Source organism: Pseudomonas sp. RA_5y_Pfl1_P24 (genome assembly GCF_963970945.1).
GTDB lineage: Bacteria > Pseudomonadota > Gammaproteobacteria > Pseudomonadales > Pseudomonadaceae > Aquipseudomonas > Aquipseudomonas tritici.
The window spans coordinates 34,660-52,414 of sequence record NZ_CAXAOJ010000014.1 but is presented as its reverse complement, the minus strand read 5'-3'; the positions used below and the strand labels follow the sequence as shown (position 1 = coordinate 52,414).

Genomic DNA, 17,755 nt, shown 5'->3' with positions numbered 1-17,755 from the left:
TGAATTGCCATTTTTGTCTTATAAGAATCTGATTTTATTAGATATTTCCAGAGCTCATAAAATCAAGAAAAACGTGCATAAGTTTTTTCAGCATAAAAAAACCGGTCCTTGTGACCGGTTTTTTATGCACAGCGGCAAAGTCGAATTTTTCAGTCTTCCAGCAGCGGCAGTTGCAGGCTGAAAGTGCTGCCTTTACCCACCACGCTTTCGCAACGGATGCGCCCACCGTGGCGCTCCACCACGGCTTTGACCATGGTCAGTCCCAATCCTAATCCCTCGCTGCCCTGGGCTGAATCGAAGCGACGGTATTGACTGAACAGTTCCGGCAAGTCCTGTTCGGCAATCCCTGGACCTTGGTCACTGATGCGACATTCCAACCAGCCTTGCGCACTGCTGTGCCTCAACCTCACGGTCGTACCGGAGGACGAATACTTGATGGCGTTCTCAAGCACGTTGAACAACGCACGAGTAAGCAGTGACTGGTCAGCCGAGACCATCCCCTCATCGGCTTCATCCAGGTCGTGAACCAGATGGATCCCCTTCAGTTGGGCGATCACTGCGACTTGATCAAAGGCATCCATTACCAACATGGCGAACAACGTTGGCTGGAACTGGTAACCGTCAGCTTCGGCTTTCGCCAGCTGCACGAAGGATTCGGTGAGGCTCAAGGCGCGACGAACTTGTTGTTCGATCTGAGCGAAAACCGGTGACTCGCCGTTATGCACATCCAGCAGCGCGAGGATTGCCGAATGCGGTGCGCGCAGGTCGTGGGAGAGGAACCGCAACATGGTCTCGCGGTGTTGCTGGGCTTCGCGTTCTTTACTCAAGTCCGTCAGGCTAAGCAGCCATCCAAGTGCAACATCGCCCTCGGCCGGTAGCAACGGCGCAAGCTCCATGCGCAGGCTGCGCTGGTGGATATCCCGGAACTCGACGAGCTCCAGCATTGGGAGGGCAGGGCGGACGCCATTGTGCAGCGGCGGGTAGCCGAGATCTGCCAGTTGCTCCAACAGGTTTTCATTGACCAGGACACTACCGAACACTTCCCGGGCGATGCGGTTGGCCAGCAGGATATTGCCCTTGGGATCGGTAATCAGCGTCGCTACCGGCAAACACTCCAGACCATCGGACATGAAGCGTCGTGTGTCGCGAGTGCGGCTTACGGCTTGTTCCAGGGCAAAGATACGCGCCTGTAATACGTCGCCTTTGCTGGCGGGCGCACGGCGGCGCTCGGGCAATACTTTGGGTTCGTTATCAAGGCGTGTGAGTTCCCAGCCGAAATAGGCGATGATCACGCTGAGACGACGCCAGTTCCAGATCAGGTAGCTGAGCAACAAGCCGATCAAACAGGCAGCGGGCGACCACCAATGGCCGAGGCGCAACAATGCCCAGGAACCCAGCAGTGAGGTGGCCATGCAGCCCAGGGTCATCCAGAGCGCATAGCGCGGTCGGTAGAGCAGAAGGCCCAGCAGCAACGCCACCAGGGAGGTCGCCATCAGCGCCGCGAGCCAGGACGGCAGATCAACGATGCTGCGGCCTTGCAGCAAGCCATTCAGCACGTTGGCCTGGATCTCCACGCCCGCCGTGTTGCCCACCGTGGAGGAGAGTGGCGTGACGAACCGATCGCCCATCCCGGAAGCCGTCGAGCCGACAAGGATCAGGCGATTGCGCAGCTGCTCAGGAGGTACTTCACCGCGCAGGACACTGACATAGGACACACTGGGAAAACGCGCATGTGACGCGATAAACGGGATACGAATTGCATGTTCACGATGCCAGTGTTGGGTGATCGACCGCTGAGGTTCACCCGGCATCTCTGACAACTCGCCGCTCATCTCGTAGGCCAGCCAGGCCAGTTGCGGCGCCGTGGCATCGGGTGGGCCTTCACGCATATACAACCTGCGGACTACGCCATCACTGTCCGCCTCCACATTGATATGGCCCAAGCCCTTGGCACATTTGAGCAACGGCAGCATCTGCGCGCCGGGTTGGCTGTAGCTCGCCGTACCCTCTCGCACCAGCGGCAACAAGACATTGCCGGCGTTGCAGACCGACTCGGCCAGGCGCTTATCCTGTGTGGGATCGCCGGGTTCACTGAAGATCACATCGAACAGAATACCCATGGGCTGGGCGGCACTCAGGCGGTCGATCAGATCCGCGTGCAGGCTTCGCGGCCAGGGCCATTGGCCGAGCTTTTTCAGGCTGGGATCATTGATGGTCACCAGTAGGATACGCGGGTCGACCGGCAGGGGAGTGAGACGGCGCAGGCTGTCGTACAACGGGTTATTCAGAGCCAGGCCTGGGCTCAATGAGAGGTAAGCGGTGAAGGGCAGCAGCAGCAAACCAATCCATAACCACTCACGCACCAAGCCATGGAACAGGCGTTGAGCATGGGTAGGTTGACGTTTCTCGGTCTTGTGCCAGAGCATCATTGGTTATGTGCCTGAGGGGTGGGCGGGTAGTAAAAGATGTCATAGACCCCGGTTTCTCCCTCCAGGCCGTTTTCATCGTATGCCGACAGGCGCACGTGATAAAACGAGGCTTTGAGCCCAGTGAAGCTCATTTTCGGCACGCTGGAATAATTTTCCTGCTTGATGTTCAGAAAGGCTTTATCGGTGGCGACCTGGGCACGGTATCGCTGGGCACCGGGTAAAGACCGAAGGTACAAACTCCAGACGGGAGCGTCGCCTTTCTGACCGTCCTGCCCAACAAGCTTCGGTGCGGCGAGCAGTTTCTTGGGTTTCAGTTCACCCTGTGTCTTGAAAAGCAGACCTTGCCGGGCGCCCACTTTTACCTCGTTTTCCACTGTCTTGGTTTTCATCTCGCGCTTGACTGCTACCTGGCCTTCCAACACCTCAAGCACCGATTGCTCCGCATCATTGCGCACCCGAAAGTGCGTACCTCGCACGCCCAGTACCCCCACCGGCGTGACGATCTGAAAGCGGTCGTGGTCACTGGCGCGCTTGATCACATAGGCCTCGGCTTGGCCCTGTTCAAGCACGACCTGGGGAATCGACAGCTTTTCATCCAGATGCAATCGCACTTGGGAGCTGGCGGGCAACACCACCCGGGAACCATCGCCGAGCATCAGGCTGACAAACGCCGTCGCCGACGTCTTTACGCCTTCCTGTTCATCAATGGTCATGCCTTCAAGCAAAGGGCTCGCGTTGCCCTTGGAATCGAGCTTCCAGGCGCCCCCGGTGAGGTGCAGCACGACTGCAGGCAACGGCTGGGCGCGGCACAGTTGGTTGTCATCAATGTAAGGTGAGCGAATCTTGGCGGCAGCATCCACAGAACCGACCGCCATGATCAACAATGAGGGGAGGGCGAGGCGCAAGCAGTTGGGGGAAAGAATCATGGTGCTCATCATGCTTGGGATTCCAGAGGGCATCTGACATCAGCACACGCAAGTTTACGACAGCGCATGCGTCGGCTGATCCTTTTCCTTACGGTCGGGAGCCGGTATCTTTCCCCATCGGATTAAAGACTTTCAATGGGTTAATCGCTCATTGATGTCAGCGTACCGAGAGATCCAAGGGGTCGACGAATCTGAGCACAATTATTCAGATTCAAAGACCAGCATCTGCGCTGTATGTGCCTGTAAATAAACCGGCCAACGGCTGCTGTACTCTTCAAGAAGAAAGGACCCACCCATGCGTGTCGCAATACTGGATGACGAGCCCGCGGAATTGCGACGGGTGGAACAGACACTGCGACAGATCCCCAGTACCGCCGAACAGCCCTGGACCCTGCATTGCTTCGAACGCGGTGAAGACCTGTTACGCCAACTGCGTCGGGAAACCTTCGACCTGTTGATACTCGACTGGCACCTGCCGGACATCACCGGTATCGCGTTGCTGCGCTGGACCCGTGAACACATGGAGTCGCCACCAGCGGTAATCATGCTCACCAGCCGTGATGCCGAGAGCGATATCGTCACCGCACTGAACAGTGGCGCCGATGATTACGTCAGCAAACCCTTTCGTCCCAATGAGTTGAAAGCACGGGTCACCGCGGTTCTACGTCGCCACGGCCTGCAGAAGTCAGCAACTCACGAAGTACAGAGCTTTAATGACCTGACCTTTGACGATGCTGAACTGACCGTGACGCGCGCGGGTAAACCGATCAACCTCACCGAACGTGAGTATCGTCTGGCTAGCTGCTTGTTTGCCAACCTGGCGCGGCCACTGTCCCGAGAGTATCTCTACGAGCGGTTCTGGACCCATGAAGAAATGGTCTCGTCGCGGCCGCTCGATACCCATATCTATCGGCTGCGCAACAAGCTGGGGTTGACCGCAGACCGAGGTTGGCAGTTGCTGACGATCTACGGGTATGGGTATCGGTTGGAGAGTGTGGCAGCGGTATCTCAAGACTGAAAATGATGGTGTTCCACGTGGAGCATTTGGAAAGTCACCAATCTGCACTCAATAAAAAAGGCCAACGCTAAGCGTTGGCCTTTTTTGTGTTTGCGATTATCTGAATCAGAAGTCCAGGTTAGAAACCGCCAACGCGTTGCTCTCGATGAAGTCACGACGAGGTTCGACCGCATCACCCATCAGGGTGTTGAAGATCTGGTCTGCGCCAATGGCGTCTTCGATGGTCACACGCAGCATACGACGCTGGGCGGGGTCCATGGTGGTTTCCCACAGCTGATCGGGGTTCATCTCGCCCAAACCTTTGTATCGCTGGATGGTGTGGCGCTTGGTGCTTTCAGCCATCAGCCAGTCAAGGGCTTCCTTGAATTCCTTGACCTGCTTCTTGCGTTCGCCACGCTGAATATAAGCGCCGTCATCCAGCAGAGTGCTCAACTGCGCGCCCAGGGTAACCACTGTCTTGTAGTCATTGCTGCCGAAGAAGTCGCGGTTGAAAGTGACGTAGTTGGAAAGGCCGTGGGAGATCAACTCGACCTCCGGCAGCCACACGTTACGTTCACGGTCTTCACGCAGGCTGGCTTTGTACACCAGGCCAGACTTCTCGACGGTGCGCAGGCGCACTTCGTACTGGGCCAGCCAATCCTGCATGTGCGCATGATCGCCCAACTGTTCCAAGCTCACGGCTGGCAGGTAGATGAAGTGCTCGGTCAGCTCCTGAGGGTACAGGCGCGACAAACGCTTGAGGGTCTTCATCACCATGCGGAAGTCGTTAACCAGACGCTCCAACCCCTCACCGGAGATGCCCGGCGCTTCGTCGTTCAAGTGCAAGCTGGCGTCTTCCAGAGCCGACTGCGTCATGTACTCTTCCATGGCGTCGTCGTCTTTAATGTATTGCTCTTGCTTGCCCTTTTTCACTTTGTACAACGGCGGTTGGGCGATGTAGATGTAACCACGCTCGATCAACTCCGGCAACTGACGGAAGAAGAAGGTCAGTAGCAAGGTACGGATGTGCGAACCGTCGACGTCAGCATCGGTCATGATGATGATGTTGTGATAGCGCAGCTTGTCGATGTTGTACTCGTCACGGCCAATACCGCAGCCCAACGCCGTGATCAAGGTGCCGACTTCCTGAGAGGAAATCATCTTGTCGAAGCGAGCCTTCTCGACGTTGAGGATCTTACCCTTCAACGGCAGGATGGCCTGGGTACGGCGGTTACGACCCTGCTTGGCGGAGCCGCCAGCAGAGTCACCTTCCACCAGATACAGTTCGGAGAGGGCAGGGTCTTTCTCCTGGCAGTCAGCCAGTTTGCCCGGCAGGCCGGCGATATCCAGCGCACCTTTACGACGGGTCATCTCACGGGCTTTACGCGCGGCTTCACGGGCGCGTGCAGCATCGATCATCTTGCCGACAACCAGCTTGGCTTCGTTCGGGTTTTCCAGCAGGAAGTCGGAAAAGTACTTACCCATCTCCTGTTCCACTGCGGTCTTCACTTCTGAAGACACCAGCTTGTCTTTAGTCTGGGAACTGAACTTAGGATCTGGCACTTTCACCGAAATGATCGCCGTCAGGCCTTCGCGAGCATCGTCACCGGTAGTGGCGACTTTATGCTTCTTGGCCAAACCTTCGGCTTCGATATAGGTGTTGAGGTTACGCGTCAGTGCGGACCGGAAACCCACCAGGTGAGTACCACCGTCGCGCTGAGGAATGTTATTGGTGAAGCACAACAGGTTCTCGTTGAAGCTGTCGTTCCACTGCAGGGCGATTTCCACGCCGATGCCGTCTTCACGCTGGATGTTGAAGTGGAACACCTGGTTGACCGCAGTCTTGTTGGTGTTCAGGTATTCAACGAACGCACGCAGACCGCCTTCGTATTTGAACAGCTCTTCCTTGCCGCTGCGCTCGTCCTTGAGGACGATACCCACACCCGAGTTAAGGAAGGACAGTTCGCGAATACGCTTGGCCAGGATGTCCCAGCTGAAGTGGATATTCTTGAAGGTTTCGTCAGACGGTTTGAAGTGAATCTGCGTACCGGTAGTTTCGCTGTCACCGACAATTTTCATCGGTTCTTTTGGAACACCGTGCACGTAGGTCTGTTCCCAGATCTTGCCGCTACGGCGAACAGTCAGGATCAGCTCTTCGGACAGCGCGTTCACGACTGACACACCTACGCCGTGCAAACCACCGGAGACTTTATAGGAGTTATCGTCAAACTTACCGCCGGCGTGGAGCACAGTCATGATGACCTCTGCCGCCGAAACGCCTTCTTCTTTGTGCACATCTACCGGAATGCCGCGACCGTTGTCGCGCACGGTAATAGACTCATCCGGGTGGATGATGATGCTGATGTCGTCGCAGTGACCGGCCAGAGCTTCGTCGATGGAGTTGTCGACCACCTCGAACACCATGTGGTGCAGACCGCTACCGTCATCAGTGTCGCCAATGTACATACCGGGACGTTTGCGTACGGCATCCAAACCTTTCAGCACTTTAATGCTGGTCGAGTCGTACGTGTTTTCTTCGCTCATGCCTTCACTCCCGATGGTCGTGGGTCTGGGTGATACGGCCTTGTTCCACGTGGAACAAAGCGACTGGCGTTTCCGTCTGCCAGCCTTCCCTCAATAATTCGTGGTCTACACAGGTGATAAACACCTGGCAGCGTAATTCTTCCAACAAGCGGCATAACGCGCGGCGATGTTGCTCGTCGAGTTCGGACGGCAAGTCATCCACCAGATAAATACACTGACCGCGCCGGGCCTGGCTAACCAAATGGCCCTGGGCGATTCGCAGTGCACACACCACCAACTTTTGCTGACCACGGGACAAAATGTCCGCAGCATTGTGAGCGCCTAATCTAAGACGCAAGTCAGCCCGTTGGGGTCCAGCCTGGGTATGGCCAATTTGCTGATCCCGCTGCAAGGACGTCGCGAGCACAGCACTCAGCTCACGCTCTTTGTCCCAACCACGGTAGTAACTCAACGTCAGGCCCTCGAGGTCCAACAACTCACTCAAGGTCTGCTCAAAGACTGGTTTCAAGGCTTTGATATAGGCACGGCGGTATTCATCTATTTCGTCGCTGGCCAGGCACAGTTCCCGGTCCCAGGCCGCTTGCGAAGCGGCGTCAAGTGTACCATGCCGCAGCCATGAGTTCCGCTGCCGCAGGGCCTTCTGCAGGCGCTGCCAAGTGGCCATGAAACGCGGTTCCACGTGGAACACTCCCCAATCGAGGAATTGCCTACGGATTTTCGGCGCGCCTTCCAACAGACGAAAGCTGTCAGGGTTGATCAGTTGCAGTGGCAGGATTTGCGCCAACTGCGCAGCACTGCGAGCATTTTGCCCATCAATGCGAATCTGGAACTCTCCGCCGCGATCACGGGATATCCCAAGACTGCTGTGCCCCCCCTCAGCCAATTCGACCTGGCCAAACACCGTGCACGCCAATTGTTCATACTGGATGACCGGTAATAGGCGGGCACTGCGAAAGGAACGGGCAAGCCCCAACAAGTGAATGGCTTCCAGCACGCTGGTTTTGCCACTGCCATTGGCGCCGTGGAGGATATTGATGCGGGGAGAAGGGGAGAAGGTCACCGGGTGCAGATTGCGCACCGCGGTGACCGAGACGCGACTGAGGGACATCTAGCTTCTGCTGAGCATGATTACAGGCGCATCGGCATGACAACGTAAGCCGAGTCGTCGTTATCGGATTCCTGCACCAGGGCGCTGCTGTTGGAGTCCGACAAGATCAGGCGAACCTGCTCGGTAGTCATCACACCCAGCACATCCAACAGGTAGCTCACGTTGAAGCCAATTTCCAGCGAACCGCCGTTGTAGTCGACGCCCACTTCTTCTTCCGCTTCTTCCTGCTCTGGGTTGTTGGCCTGGATTTTCAGCTGACCATTGGCCAGTTGCAGACGAATACCACGGTACTTTTCGTTGGAAAGAATCGCGGTGCGGCTGAAGGCTTCACGCAGGGCCTGACGGTCACCGATCACCAGCTTGTCGCCACCTTTGGGCAGCACGCGCTCGTAGTCCGGGAATTTGCCGTCGACCAGTTTGGAAGTGAAGGTGAACTCGCCTGTGGTCGCGCGAATATGGTGCTGGCCCAGCACGATGCTGACATTACCTTCCGGCTCAGTGAGCAGGCGCGCCAGTTCGAGGATACCTTTACGCGGCACGATCACCTGGTGACGGTCTGGCTGACCGATATCGGCGCGCATCGAGCACATCGCCAGGCGGTGACCGTCGGTCGCTACGGCGCGGATGATGCCTTCAGACACTTCCAGCAGCATGCCGTTGAGGTAGTAACGCACATCCTGCTGCGCCATGGCGAAACTGGTGCGCTCGATCAAGCGACGCAGTTTGCTCTGCTCCAGGCTGCAGGTTAGCGAACCAGGGCCTTCTTCTACGGTCGGGAAATCATTGGCTGGCAAAGTAGACAGGGTGAAACGGCTACGACCCGCTTTGACCACCAACTTCGCGTCATCAACCTTGATGTCGATCAGCGCATCGTTCGGCAGGCTTTTGCAGATATCCATCAGCTTGCGCGCAGGCACAGTGATCTCGCCAGGTTCGGCAGGCTCTTCCAGCTGCACACGACCGACCAGCTCGACTTCCAGGTCGGTACCGGTCAGGGACAACTGCTGGCCTTCGACGACCAACAATACGTTGGAAAGCACCGGCAAGGTCTGTCGGCGCTCGACGACGCCTGCGACCAGTTGCAGGGGTTTCAACAGGGCTTCGCGTTGAATGGTGAAATGCATGGTCTAGTCCCTTGCCTTAATAAGCTGCGCTGGTGTCATCAAGTTGTCAGTGTACGCAGCAGGTTCTTGTAGTCCTCGCGAATATCCGCGTCGGATTCCTTAAGTTCATTGATCTTGCGGCATGCGTGCAAGACCGTCGTGTGGTCACGCCCGCCAAACACATCACCGATTTCCGGCAGGCTGTGGTTGGTCAGCTCCTTGGAGAGCGCCATGGCCACCTGACGGGGACGCGCTACCGAACGCGAACGGCGCTTGGACAGCAGGTCGGAAATCTTGATCTTGTAGTACTCGGCCACAGTGCGTTGGATGTTATCCACACTCACCAGTTTGTCCTGCAGTGCCAACAAGTCTTTGAGGGATTCGCGAATCAGCTCGATGGTGATGTCGCGACCCATGAAGTGCGAGTGCGCGATAACCCGCTTGAGCGCGCCTTCCAGCTCACGTACGTTGGAACGAATGCGTTGGGCGATGAAGAACGCCGCGTCGTGCGGCAAGTCGACCTTGGCCTGGTCGGCCTTTTTCATCAGGATCGCGACACGGGTTTCCAGTTCCGGCGGCTCTACAGCTACGGTCAGGCCCCAGCCAAAGCGCGACTTCAGGCGTTCTTCCAGGCCTTCGATTTCTTTCGGATAACGGTCACTGGTCAAGATGACCTGTTGGCCGCCTTCTAGCAGGGCGTTGAAGGTGTGGAAAAACTCTTCCTGGGAACGTTCCTTGCGGGCGAAGAACTGAATGTCATCGATCAGCAAGGCATCAACCGAACGGTAGAACCGCTTGAATTCGTTGATGGCATTGAGCTGCAAGGCCTTGACCATGTCAGCCACGAAGCGCTCCGAGTGCAGGTACACGACCTTGGCATTCGGGTTCTTCTTTAATAGGTGGTTACCCACAGCGTGCATCAAGTGAGTCTTACCCAAGCCAACGCCGCCATAAAGGAAGAGCGGGTTGTAGCCGTGCTTGGGGTTATCGGCTACCTGCCAGGCAGCTGCACGAGCCAGTTGGTTGGATTTACCCTCAACGAAGTTCTCGAAGGTAAACGTGCGGTTCAGGTAACTCGTATGCTTGAGCGCACCTTCGACCTGCACGGTGCGCTGTTCAGCGCGAACCGGTGCTTGCTGAGAGGCGGCACCGGCCATAGGGTCAAAACTGTCACGGGACGGCTCTTCATGCTGTGCTGCATTCTTTTGCGCAGAGGACTTGGAGGCTGTCGGCGCAGGTGCACTGGGGGCCGGTGCAGCAGCGGCCTGAGCGTGCGACGCAGCAGCGGCCAACGGCGCATTCGGCGCAGCACGAGGTGCGGAGCTACGTTTGCTGCCTATTAATAAGGAAAGCACAGGCGCAACGCCATTACCCTGTTCGTCGAGCAATTCGAGAACGCGGCTCAGGTACTTCTCGTTGACCCAGTCGAGGACAAAACGATTGGGCGCGTAGACACGCAACTCGTCGCCTTCGGCTTCGACCTGTAGCGGACGGATCCAGGTGTTGAATTGCTGGGCAGGCAGCTCATCGCGCAAAAGCTCCACGCACTGCTGCCAAAGTTCCACTGACACGGATATCCCCTAAGTTGAAAGCCGGTGAGGCAAAAACAGCCGCCATTGTAGCGGCGAGCCGCCCACTTATCCACATGTAGGTTGATCAGAGGCCAGCCAAAATCAACGTCTTAACGGTAAAAAAGTCGACCAATGGTCTGTGCATAAGCTCTGTGGATAAGCGTACCTAAGGTCGTTGTACAAGTGGGGGCTAAAGTCTGTGGGTAACTGGCCTGTGGATAACAAGCCATTCCACACACAGCTTATCCGACAGCGCAGCACAGGCAGAGCACCGTTTCTCCCCCGTGTTGTCATTCTCTGTACATCACGTGGAATATGGGCTAAAGGTACTTATCCACAGAGGATGGCCTGCCTAGCTTTTATAAGCTTTACAGAAAAGCTTTAAATAACTTCCTTCTTTATTTTTATATCTATGCCACTGCCCTTGAAGGCCAAGCAGACAGAAAAGGCCAAATGGCGCCTAGAGATCTAATTGAAGGAAAAGCTGGTTGGAAATTGACCTAGAGGCTTGCTTTCTCTAGAATCGCCGGTCTCTTAAAACGGGGGCCATTCCGGCCCGTTGTGGACGAACCAGGTAACAACGCCATGAAACGTACTTTCCAACCAAGCACCATCAAACGCGCCCGCACTCACGGCTTCCGTGCTCGCATGGCTACCAAGAACGGCCGTGCTGTCCTGTCGCGTCGTCGCGCCAAAGGTCGTGCGCGTCTGGCAGTTTGATAATCCGGTACTGGTGGTGAGTCAGGACTTCAGTCGGGAAAAGCGTTTGCTGACCCCCCGGCATTTCAAGGCAGTCTTTGACTCCCCCACCGGCAAGGTTCCGGGGAAAAATCTCCTGCTCCTTGCGCGTAACAACGATCTTGATCACCCCCGTCTTGGGTTGGTGATCGGCAAGAAGAGCGTAAAGCTCTCCGTTGAGCGCAATCGCCTCAAGCGTCTGATGCGCGAATCGTTTCGCCTCCACCAGGACACTCTGGTTGGTTGGGATATTGTTATCGTCGCGCGCAAAGGCTTGGGGGACGTAGAAAACCCCGAATTGATTCAGCATTTCGACAAGCTCTGGAAACGTTTGGCGCGTACCCACAAGCCAGTACCAGAAGTCAGCACCGAAACTGTAGGGGTAGACAGCCTTGATGCGTAAACTGGCAATCGTTCCGATCCAGTTTTATCGCTATGCCATTAGTCCTCTGATGGCCAGCCACTGTCGTTTCTACCCCAGTTGTTCCTGCTACGCGTTAGAGGCCATAGAAAATCATGGTCTTCTGCGCGGTGGCTGGCTGACCTTTCGTCGTTTAGGTCGCTGTCATCCGTGGAATCCCGGTGGTTATGACCCGGTTCCATCTATCCCTACCTCCCGTTCTTCTTCGATGGCCGAGTAATCATGGATATTAAACGCACGATCCTGATCGTCGCCCTGGCAATCGTGTCCTACGTCATGGTTCTTAAGTGGAACCAGGACTACGGCCAAGCTGCCCTGCCGACTCAGAATGTTGCTGCCAATGCTGTTCCTGCGGGGCTTCCCGACACAGTAAGTGGCAACAAAACTGCCGCCAGTGACGACATTCCACGTGCACCGGGCGAGACAAACGCACCTGCCGAAGTTCCAGTTGCCGCCAGCACGGACCTCATCCAGATCAAGACGGATGTATTGGACCTGGCTATCGACCCGCAAGGTGGCGATGTTGCCAAGCTGACGCTTCCGCTGTATCCGCGCCGTCAGGATCACCCGGAAATTCCATTCCAGCTGTTCGATAACGGTGGCGAGCGTGTTTACCTGGCTCAAAGTGGCCTGATCGGCACGAACGGTCCCGATGCAAGCGCTACCGGTCGTCCGGTTTTCTCTTCGGAGAAGAAGAGTTACCAACTGGCCGACGGCCAGGACCAACTGGTTGTTGACTTGAAGTTCAGCAAGGACGGTGTCAACTACATCAAGCGGTTCACCCTCAAACGTGGACTGTACGACGTTGTCGTCACCTATTTGATCGACAATCAGAGCGCTCAGCCATGGACCGGCGCGATGTTTGCGCAGCTCAAGCGTGATGCCAGCTCCGATCCGTCTTCCAGCACCGCCACTGGCACCGCGACTTACCTGGGCGCTGCCCTGTGGACAAGTTCGGAGCCGTACAAAAAAGTGTCGATGAAAGATATCGACAAGGTCAACGAAGACAAACAAAAGGCGCCGATCACCTATAACGTGAATGGCGGCTGGGTTGCTTGGTTGCAACACTACTTTGTGACCGCTTGGATTCCTCAGCCTGGCCAGAACAATGTGGTTGCGGCTCGCAAGGACACCAAAGGTAATTACATCATTGGCTACACTGGCCCGGCATTGACCGTTGCTCCAGGTGCCAAGGCAGAAACCAGCGCTACCCTGTACGCCGGTCCTAAAAGTCAGGCTGTACTGAAAGAGTTGTCCCCAGGTCTCGAACTGACTGTGGATTACGGCTTCCTGTGGTTCATTGCCCAGCCGATTTTCTGGCTGCTGCAACATATCCACAGCATCGTCGGTAACTGGGGCTGGTCGATTATCTTCCTGACCATGCTGATCAAAGGGATCTTCTTCCCTCTGTCGGCAGCCAGCTACAAGTCGATGGCGCGCATGCGTGCCGTGGCTCCGAAACTGGCGGCACTGAAAGAGCAACATGGCGATGACCGGCAGAAAATGTCGCAGGCCATGATGGAGCTGTACAAGAAAGAGAAGATCAACCCGCTGGGTGGATGCTTGCCGATTCTGGTACAGATGCCGGTATTCCTGTCGCTTTACTGGGTACTCCTAGAAAGCGTGGAAATGCGCCAAGCACCGTTCATGCTGTGGATAACTGACCTGTCGATCAAAGACCCGTTCTTTATCCTGCCGATCATCATGGGCGCAACCATGTTTATCCAGCAGCGTCTGAACCCGACTCCGCCGGACCCGATGCAGGCCAAGGTAATGAAAATGATGCCAATCATCTTCACCTTCTTCTTCCTGTGGTTCCCAGCGGGTCTGGTGCTGTACTGGGTAGTCAACAACGTGTTGTCGATCTCTCAACAGTGGTACATCACACGTAAAATCGAAGCGGCTACCAAAAAAGCCGAGGCGTAATTTACTCTGTGGATAACCACTCAAGACGCCCCCTAGTGGGGCGTTTTGCTTTCCGTCACTTTTGTTCTGGAACCTGCTGATGAGCGCTCCTCGTGAAACCATCGCTGCTGTCGCTACCGCTCAAGGTCGCGGTGGTGTCGGTATCGTTCGAATTTCCGGGCCGCTCGCGGGCTTGGCAGCGAAGGCCATCAGCGGTCGTGAGTTGAAGCCGCGCTATGCGCATTACGGCGCGTTCCTGGATGCTGACGAAAGCGTATTGGACGAAGGCCTGGCAATTTATTTCCCGGGCCCAAATTCCTTCACCGGCGAAGACGTCCTCGAGTTGCAGGGCCATGGCGGCCCCGTCGTGTTGGATATGTTGTTGCAGCGCTGCCTGCAATTGGGCTGCCGATTGGCCCGCCCAGGAGAATTCAGCGAACGCGCGTTTTTGAACGACAAGCTCGACCTGGCTCAGGCCGAAGCGATCGCTGACTTAATCGAAGCCAGTTCTGCACAAGCGGCGCGCAATGCATTGCGCTCGCTGCAGGGGGCGTTTTCCCTGCGTGTGCATCACTTGACCGAGCAATTGATCAGCCTGCGTATCTACGTCGAGGCGGCGATTGATTTTCCCGAGGAAGAAATTGACTTTCTTGCCGATGGCCACGTATTGGCGATGCTGGATAAGGTTCGCGACGAGTTATCCACAGTGCTGCGCGAAGCCGGGCAGGGCGCTTTGTTGCGTGATGGAATGACGGTAGTGATCGCTGGACGGCCCAATGCGGGCAAATCCAGCCTGCTCAACGCACTGGCGGGACGTGAAGCAGCCATCGTCACTGAGATCGCCGGCACGACCCGGGATATCCTGCGCGAACATATCCACATCGACGGCATGCCACTGCACGTGGTTGACACTGCGGGTTTGCGCGATACCGATGACCAGGTCGAAAAGATCGGCGTGGAACGCGCCCTTAAGGCCATCAGCGAAGCGGATCGGGTGTTGCTGGTGGTGGATGCGACGGCGCCCGAAGCTGTGGATCCTTTCGCCCTATGGCCGGAATTCCTCGAGCAACGCCCAGACCCGGCCAAGGTCACGTTGATTCGCAACAAAGCCGATTTGACGGGTGAAGCCATAGCGATGGAAACCAGCGCGGATGGCCATGTCACTATCAGCCTCAGCGCAAAGTCAGCAGGTGATGGCTTGGAATTGCTGCGTAATCACCTCAAGGCCTGCATGGGCTACGAGCAGACCTCGGAAAGCAGCTTCAGTGCGCGCCGCAGGCACCTGGAGGCGTTGCGCCACGCGAGCGCAGCCTTGGAACACGGTCGGGCACAATTAACCCTGGCGGGCGCAGGGGAGTTGCTGGCTGAGGATTTACGTCAGGCGCAGCAGCTGTTGGGGGAAATCACCGGCGCATTCAGTTCCGATGATTTGTTGGGCCGGATCTTCTCCAGTTTCTGCATCGGTAAATAACCGAGTTATCCACAACCTTACCAAGTGTAAGACACCGTACCGAGCAAGGTACGGATGTCCCCCCAATAGCAACGCCCTGCATCGTTGCAACCAGACACATATTCCTTGTCGAACAGGTTCTTGGCGTTTAAATCGACTGACCAGTTTTTGTCGATTTGATAGCCAACTGCAGCGTCTACGAGCGTCACGCTGCCGGCATCCAGTTTTCCGTAAAGGCTGGGTGCCGTGTAGGAAAACGTACTGTCGAAGTAGCGCACGCCACCCCCCAGGGACAGACCTTTGAGTTGATTGTCGAGGAAGCGATACTTGCCCCAAATCGACGCTTGGTTACGTGGCACGCCAGTCATCTGGTGCCCCTCAACCAGAGAGGTGGCCGAATCCTTGGTAATCCGCGCGTCAGTGTAGGTGTAGGCAGCAGTCACATTCAGGTTAGGCCTGATGGCGCTGTTCACTTCAACTTCCACGCCCTTGGCCTGGCTTTCGCCGACTTGGCGATAGCTGTTGGTGGTGGCATCGAGGTAAGTGTCGTCCTGCTTGCGCAAGTCATACACCGAAACCGTCATCGCCGTATCCCATCCGATCGGCTCGTATTTCACGCCCACTTCGTATTGGCTGCTGGTGATCGGTTTTAACGGTGAACCCGCGTTGGAAATCTGCTGCACCGGGACGAACGCAGTGGAGTAGCTGACATAGGGCGTCAGCCCATTGTCGAACTGGTACATCACCCCACCCTGGTAGGTGAACTTGCGGTCCTCGGAGCCTGTGTTGCTGGCCTTGCTCACCTTGTCGCGAAAATCGCTGTCGACCCAGTCCTGACGGCCGCCGAGCAAGAATAACCAGTGGTCATACTTGCTCTGGATCTGTGCATAAACCCCTTTCATCTGTTGTTCGAGCAAGGTGTTTTGCACAGCCACAGGGGTCAGCGGGTCTCGCAGGTACACCGGGTTATACACATTGATGGTCCCGGCAAAGCCCGCGTCCCAGTCCTGGTTGAACGAGGTGCGGTCATAGCTCGCGCCGAACAGCACGGTATTTTCCAGCTCGCCGACCTGGAATTTGCCTTCCAGTTGGTTATCCAGGGAGTAGACCATCGACTTGTTGTAGCGGTCGTAGGCGGTCATGTTCAGTTGAGTGCCGAAGCCACGGTTATTCAACGCACCAGGCCAGGTTTCATGACGGTTTATGCGCGACTGCATATAACGCGAATTCTGGCGGAACTGCCAATCGTTGTTGAAGCTGTGGCTGAATTCGTAGCCAGTACTCCAGGATTCGCGTTCAAAGGTGTTCCAGTCCGTGTTACCGAGCATGGTGTGCTTGGACAGCTTGCCATTGGGGTTTGTAAGCAAGGTACCTGCGGCTGGTAGGCCAAGTTCGAGGTTGGTGTGGTCCTTTTGGTAATTCGCCAACAGGGTGAGGGTGTTGTAGTCGTCGAAATTAAGGGTCAGGGAAGGCGCAATGTAGAGTCGATCGTCCGGGACGTGATCGGTCTGTGTATCGGACTTGCGGCCAAGCATCACCACCCGTCCAAGAATGTTGTCGCTGTCATTGAGAGGGCCAGAGATATCCACACCCACTTGGCGTCGGTTATTTGAGCCGTAACCCAGTTGCACCTCACCTTGCGGCGTGGCGGTCGGGTGTTTACTGACCAGGTTCACCAAGCCACCTGGTGCGTTTTCACCGTAGAGCAGAGAAGACGGGCCGCGGAATACTTCGACTCGTTCTAGGCCGTAAGGCTCGCTAGTGGTGTCGTACCGGTTGCCTTGTACGCGTAGGCCGTCTCGCAGTAGGCCGTAGCCGTAATCCGTGGCGTTGAAACCGCGGATGAAGAACAGGTCACCTGCCAAGCCATCGCCGGCCGCAAAAGGGGGGGCGAAGATGCCAGGCACATAGCCCAATACTTCAGTCAGCGTCTGCGACTTCTGGTCCTTGATGCGTTGGCCGGTGACAACCGAAACCGAACGCGGTGTTTCTGACAAAGGCGTGCTGGTCTTGGTGCCGATACGACTGTTTTGCGCCTTGTAGCCCACGTCACCGGCGATCTCCTGATTGAAACCAGCCTGTTGATAAGTGCTTACCGTGGTGGGCGCCAGTGTGAGTTCACCAGCAGGTATGGCCTGCAGGACATAACTGCCGGGCGCCTGGACTACCGCCTGCAATCCTGAGTTTTGCAGCAGCAGCGCAAAGCCTTGATCCACCGAATAGTCACCTTCCAACCCCGGCGTGTTCAAACGCGTGGTTTGCTGGGGCGAAAAAGACAGAATCACATTCGCCCTGGCTGCAAATTGGCTCAAGGCATTATCCAGCGGGCCTGCCGCAATAGCGTAGTGTTGCACCGCGCTGGCAGCCATGGCGCCGGTTGATAGCAAAACACCGGCCGTGGCTGCAGTACTGAGCAGTAGGCTGCCGGTCAAACTGTGGTAGGAGAGCCGCTGGCGAAACTTGGTAGGGAGGCGCATAGGTGGGTTAGCCCTGAAGGTTGCGTCGTGATTACCTGAAGGGCCGCGCCAGGCAAAAAAAAGATAACCCCCTTACGGATAATTTT

Annotated in this window: 13 protein-coding genes; 6 read left to right on the top strand and 7 right to left on the bottom strand. The window is 56.4% G+C overall.

Annotated features, from left to right (window positions below; translation table 11 throughout):
- Nucleotides 1-149: 149 nt before the first annotated feature.
- Nucleotides 150-2,429, bottom strand: coding sequence for a CHASE2 domain-containing protein (locus tag AACY30_RS21960; protein ID WP_339470539.1), 2,280 nt, complete (start codon nucleotides 2,427-2,429; stop codon nucleotides 150-152).
- Entirely contained in the window at nucleotides 2,426-3,367 is a 942-nt protein-coding gene (locus AACY30_RS21955) for a FecR family protein (protein WP_445261450.1), read from the bottom strand. Before AACY30_RS21955 ends, AACY30_RS21960 begins: the two co-directional genes overlap by 4 nt.
- Before the next feature lie 283 nt (nucleotides 3,368-3,650).
- Between AACY30_RS21955 and AACY30_RS21950 the strand changes: the two genes are divergently transcribed.
- Entirely contained in the window at nucleotides 3,651-4,373 is a 723-nt protein-coding gene (locus AACY30_RS21950; protein WP_339470541.1) for a response regulator transcription factor, read from the top strand.
- 105 nt (nucleotides 4,374-4,478) lie between these two features.
- Here the strand turns inward: AACY30_RS21950 and gyrB are convergent, their stop codons facing one another.
- From gyrB to dnaA, 4 genes are read right to left on the bottom strand one after another with little or no spacing between them, the layout of a single operon-like run.
- Nucleotides 4,479-6,896: a DNA topoisomerase (ATP-hydrolyzing) subunit B gene (gene gyrB, locus AACY30_RS21945; RefSeq protein WP_339418515.1), complete on the bottom strand. Its 2,418-nt coding sequence runs from the start codon at nucleotides 6,894-6,896 to the stop codon at nucleotides 4,479-4,481.
- A gap of 4 nt (nucleotides 6,897-6,900) precedes the next feature.
- Complete coding sequence (gene recF, locus AACY30_RS21940) at nucleotides 6,901-8,004, bottom strand: DNA replication/repair protein RecF (RefSeq protein ID WP_339470544.1); 1,104 nt, start codon at nucleotides 8,002-8,004, stop codon at nucleotides 6,901-6,903.
- Between the two features lie 20 nt (nucleotides 8,005-8,024).
- Nucleotides 8,025-9,128, bottom strand: coding sequence for a DNA polymerase III subunit beta (dnaN, locus tag AACY30_RS21935; RefSeq protein WP_049710809.1), 1,104 nt, complete (start codon nucleotides 9,126-9,128; stop codon nucleotides 8,025-8,027).
- A 38-nt stretch (nucleotides 9,129-9,166) separates the two neighbouring features.
- Nucleotides 9,167-10,678, bottom strand: coding sequence for a chromosomal replication initiator protein DnaA (dnaA, locus tag AACY30_RS21930; RefSeq protein ID WP_339418519.1), 1,512 nt, complete (start codon nucleotides 10,676-10,678; stop codon nucleotides 9,167-9,169).
- A 585-nt stretch (nucleotides 10,679-11,263) separates the two neighbouring features.
- On the opposite strand from dnaA, the gene rpmH reads away from it, so the two are divergent.
- The 5 genes from rpmH to mnmE all read left to right on the top strand — a co-directional run bounded on the left by rpmH (nucleotide 11,264) and on the right by mnmE (nucleotide 15,213).
- On the top strand, nucleotides 11,264-11,398 hold the full coding sequence (rpmH, locus tag AACY30_RS21925; RefSeq protein WP_003213577.1) for a 50S ribosomal protein L34: 135 nt from the start codon (nucleotides 11,264-11,266) through the stop codon (nucleotides 11,396-11,398).
- 16 nt (nucleotides 11,399-11,414) lie between these two features.
- Complete coding sequence (rnpA, locus tag AACY30_RS21920) at nucleotides 11,415-11,819, top strand: ribonuclease P protein component (protein ID WP_339470605.1); 405 nt, start codon at nucleotides 11,415-11,417, stop codon at nucleotides 11,817-11,819.
- Nucleotides 11,812-12,057, top strand: a complete 246-nt coding sequence (gene yidD / locus AACY30_RS21915) for a membrane protein insertion efficiency factor YidD (protein WP_083207160.1) — start codon at nucleotides 11,812-11,814, stop codon at nucleotides 12,055-12,057. The genes rnpA and yidD overlap by 8 nt, the downstream gene beginning before the upstream one ends.
- A gap of 2 nt (nucleotides 12,058-12,059) precedes the next feature.
- Nucleotides 12,060-13,763: a membrane protein insertase YidC gene (gene yidC / locus AACY30_RS21910; RefSeq protein ID WP_339418520.1), complete on the top strand. Its 1,704-nt coding sequence runs from the start codon at nucleotides 12,060-12,062 to the stop codon at nucleotides 13,761-13,763.
- Between the two features lie 79 nt (nucleotides 13,764-13,842).
- Nucleotides 13,843-15,213: a tRNA uridine-5-carboxymethylaminomethyl(34) synthesis GTPase MnmE gene (gene mnmE, locus AACY30_RS21905; protein ID WP_339470545.1), complete on the top strand. Its 1,371-nt coding sequence runs from the start codon at nucleotides 13,843-13,845 to the stop codon at nucleotides 15,211-15,213.
- 17 nt (nucleotides 15,214-15,230) lie between these two features.
- On the opposite strand, the gene AACY30_RS21900 is transcribed toward mnmE, so the two are convergent.
- Entirely contained in the window at nucleotides 15,231-17,669 is a 2,439-nt protein-coding gene (locus AACY30_RS21900; RefSeq protein ID WP_339470547.1) for a TonB-dependent siderophore receptor, read from the bottom strand.
- Nucleotides 17,670-17,755: the final 86 nt, after the last annotated feature.

Excerpts from the sequence above, each read along its gene's own strand:
- AACY30_RS21960 (WP_339470539.1), bottom strand. The coding sequence starts at position 2,429 with ATGATGCTCTGGCACAAGACCGAGAAACGTCAACCTACCCATGCTCAA.
- AACY30_RS21955 (WP_445261450.1), bottom strand. The coding sequence starts at position 3,367 with ATGATGAGCACCATGATTCTTTCCCCCAACTGCTTGCGCCTCGCCCTC.
- AACY30_RS21950 (WP_339470541.1), top strand. The coding sequence starts at position 3,651 with ATGCGTGTCGCAATACTGGATGACGAGCCCGCGGAATTGCGACGGGTG.
- gyrB (WP_339418515.1), bottom strand. The coding sequence starts at position 6,896 with ATGAGCGAAGAAAACACGTACGACTCGACCAGCATTAAAGTGCTGAAA.
- recF (WP_339470544.1), bottom strand. The coding sequence starts at position 8,004 with ATGTCCCTCAGTCGCGTCTCGGTCACCGCGGTGCGCAATCTGCACCCG.
- dnaN (WP_049710809.1), bottom strand. The coding sequence starts at position 9,128 with ATGCATTTCACCATTCAACGCGAAGCCCTGTTGAAACCCCTGCAACTG.
- rpmH (WP_003213577.1), top strand. The coding sequence starts at position 11,264 with ATGAAACGTACTTTCCAACCAAGCACCATCAAACGCGCCCGCACTCAC.
- yidD (WP_083207160.1), top strand. The coding sequence starts at position 11,812 with ATGCGTAAACTGGCAATCGTTCCGATCCAGTTTTATCGCTATGCCATT.
- yidC (WP_339418520.1), top strand. The coding sequence starts at position 12,060 with ATGGATATTAAACGCACGATCCTGATCGTCGCCCTGGCAATCGTGTCC.
- mnmE (WP_339470545.1), top strand. The coding sequence starts at position 13,843 with ATGAGCGCTCCTCGTGAAACCATCGCTGCTGTCGCTACCGCTCAAGGT.
- AACY30_RS21900 (WP_339470547.1), bottom strand. The coding sequence starts at position 17,669 with ATGCGCCTCCCTACCAAGTTTCGCCAGCGGCTCTCCTACCACAGTTTG.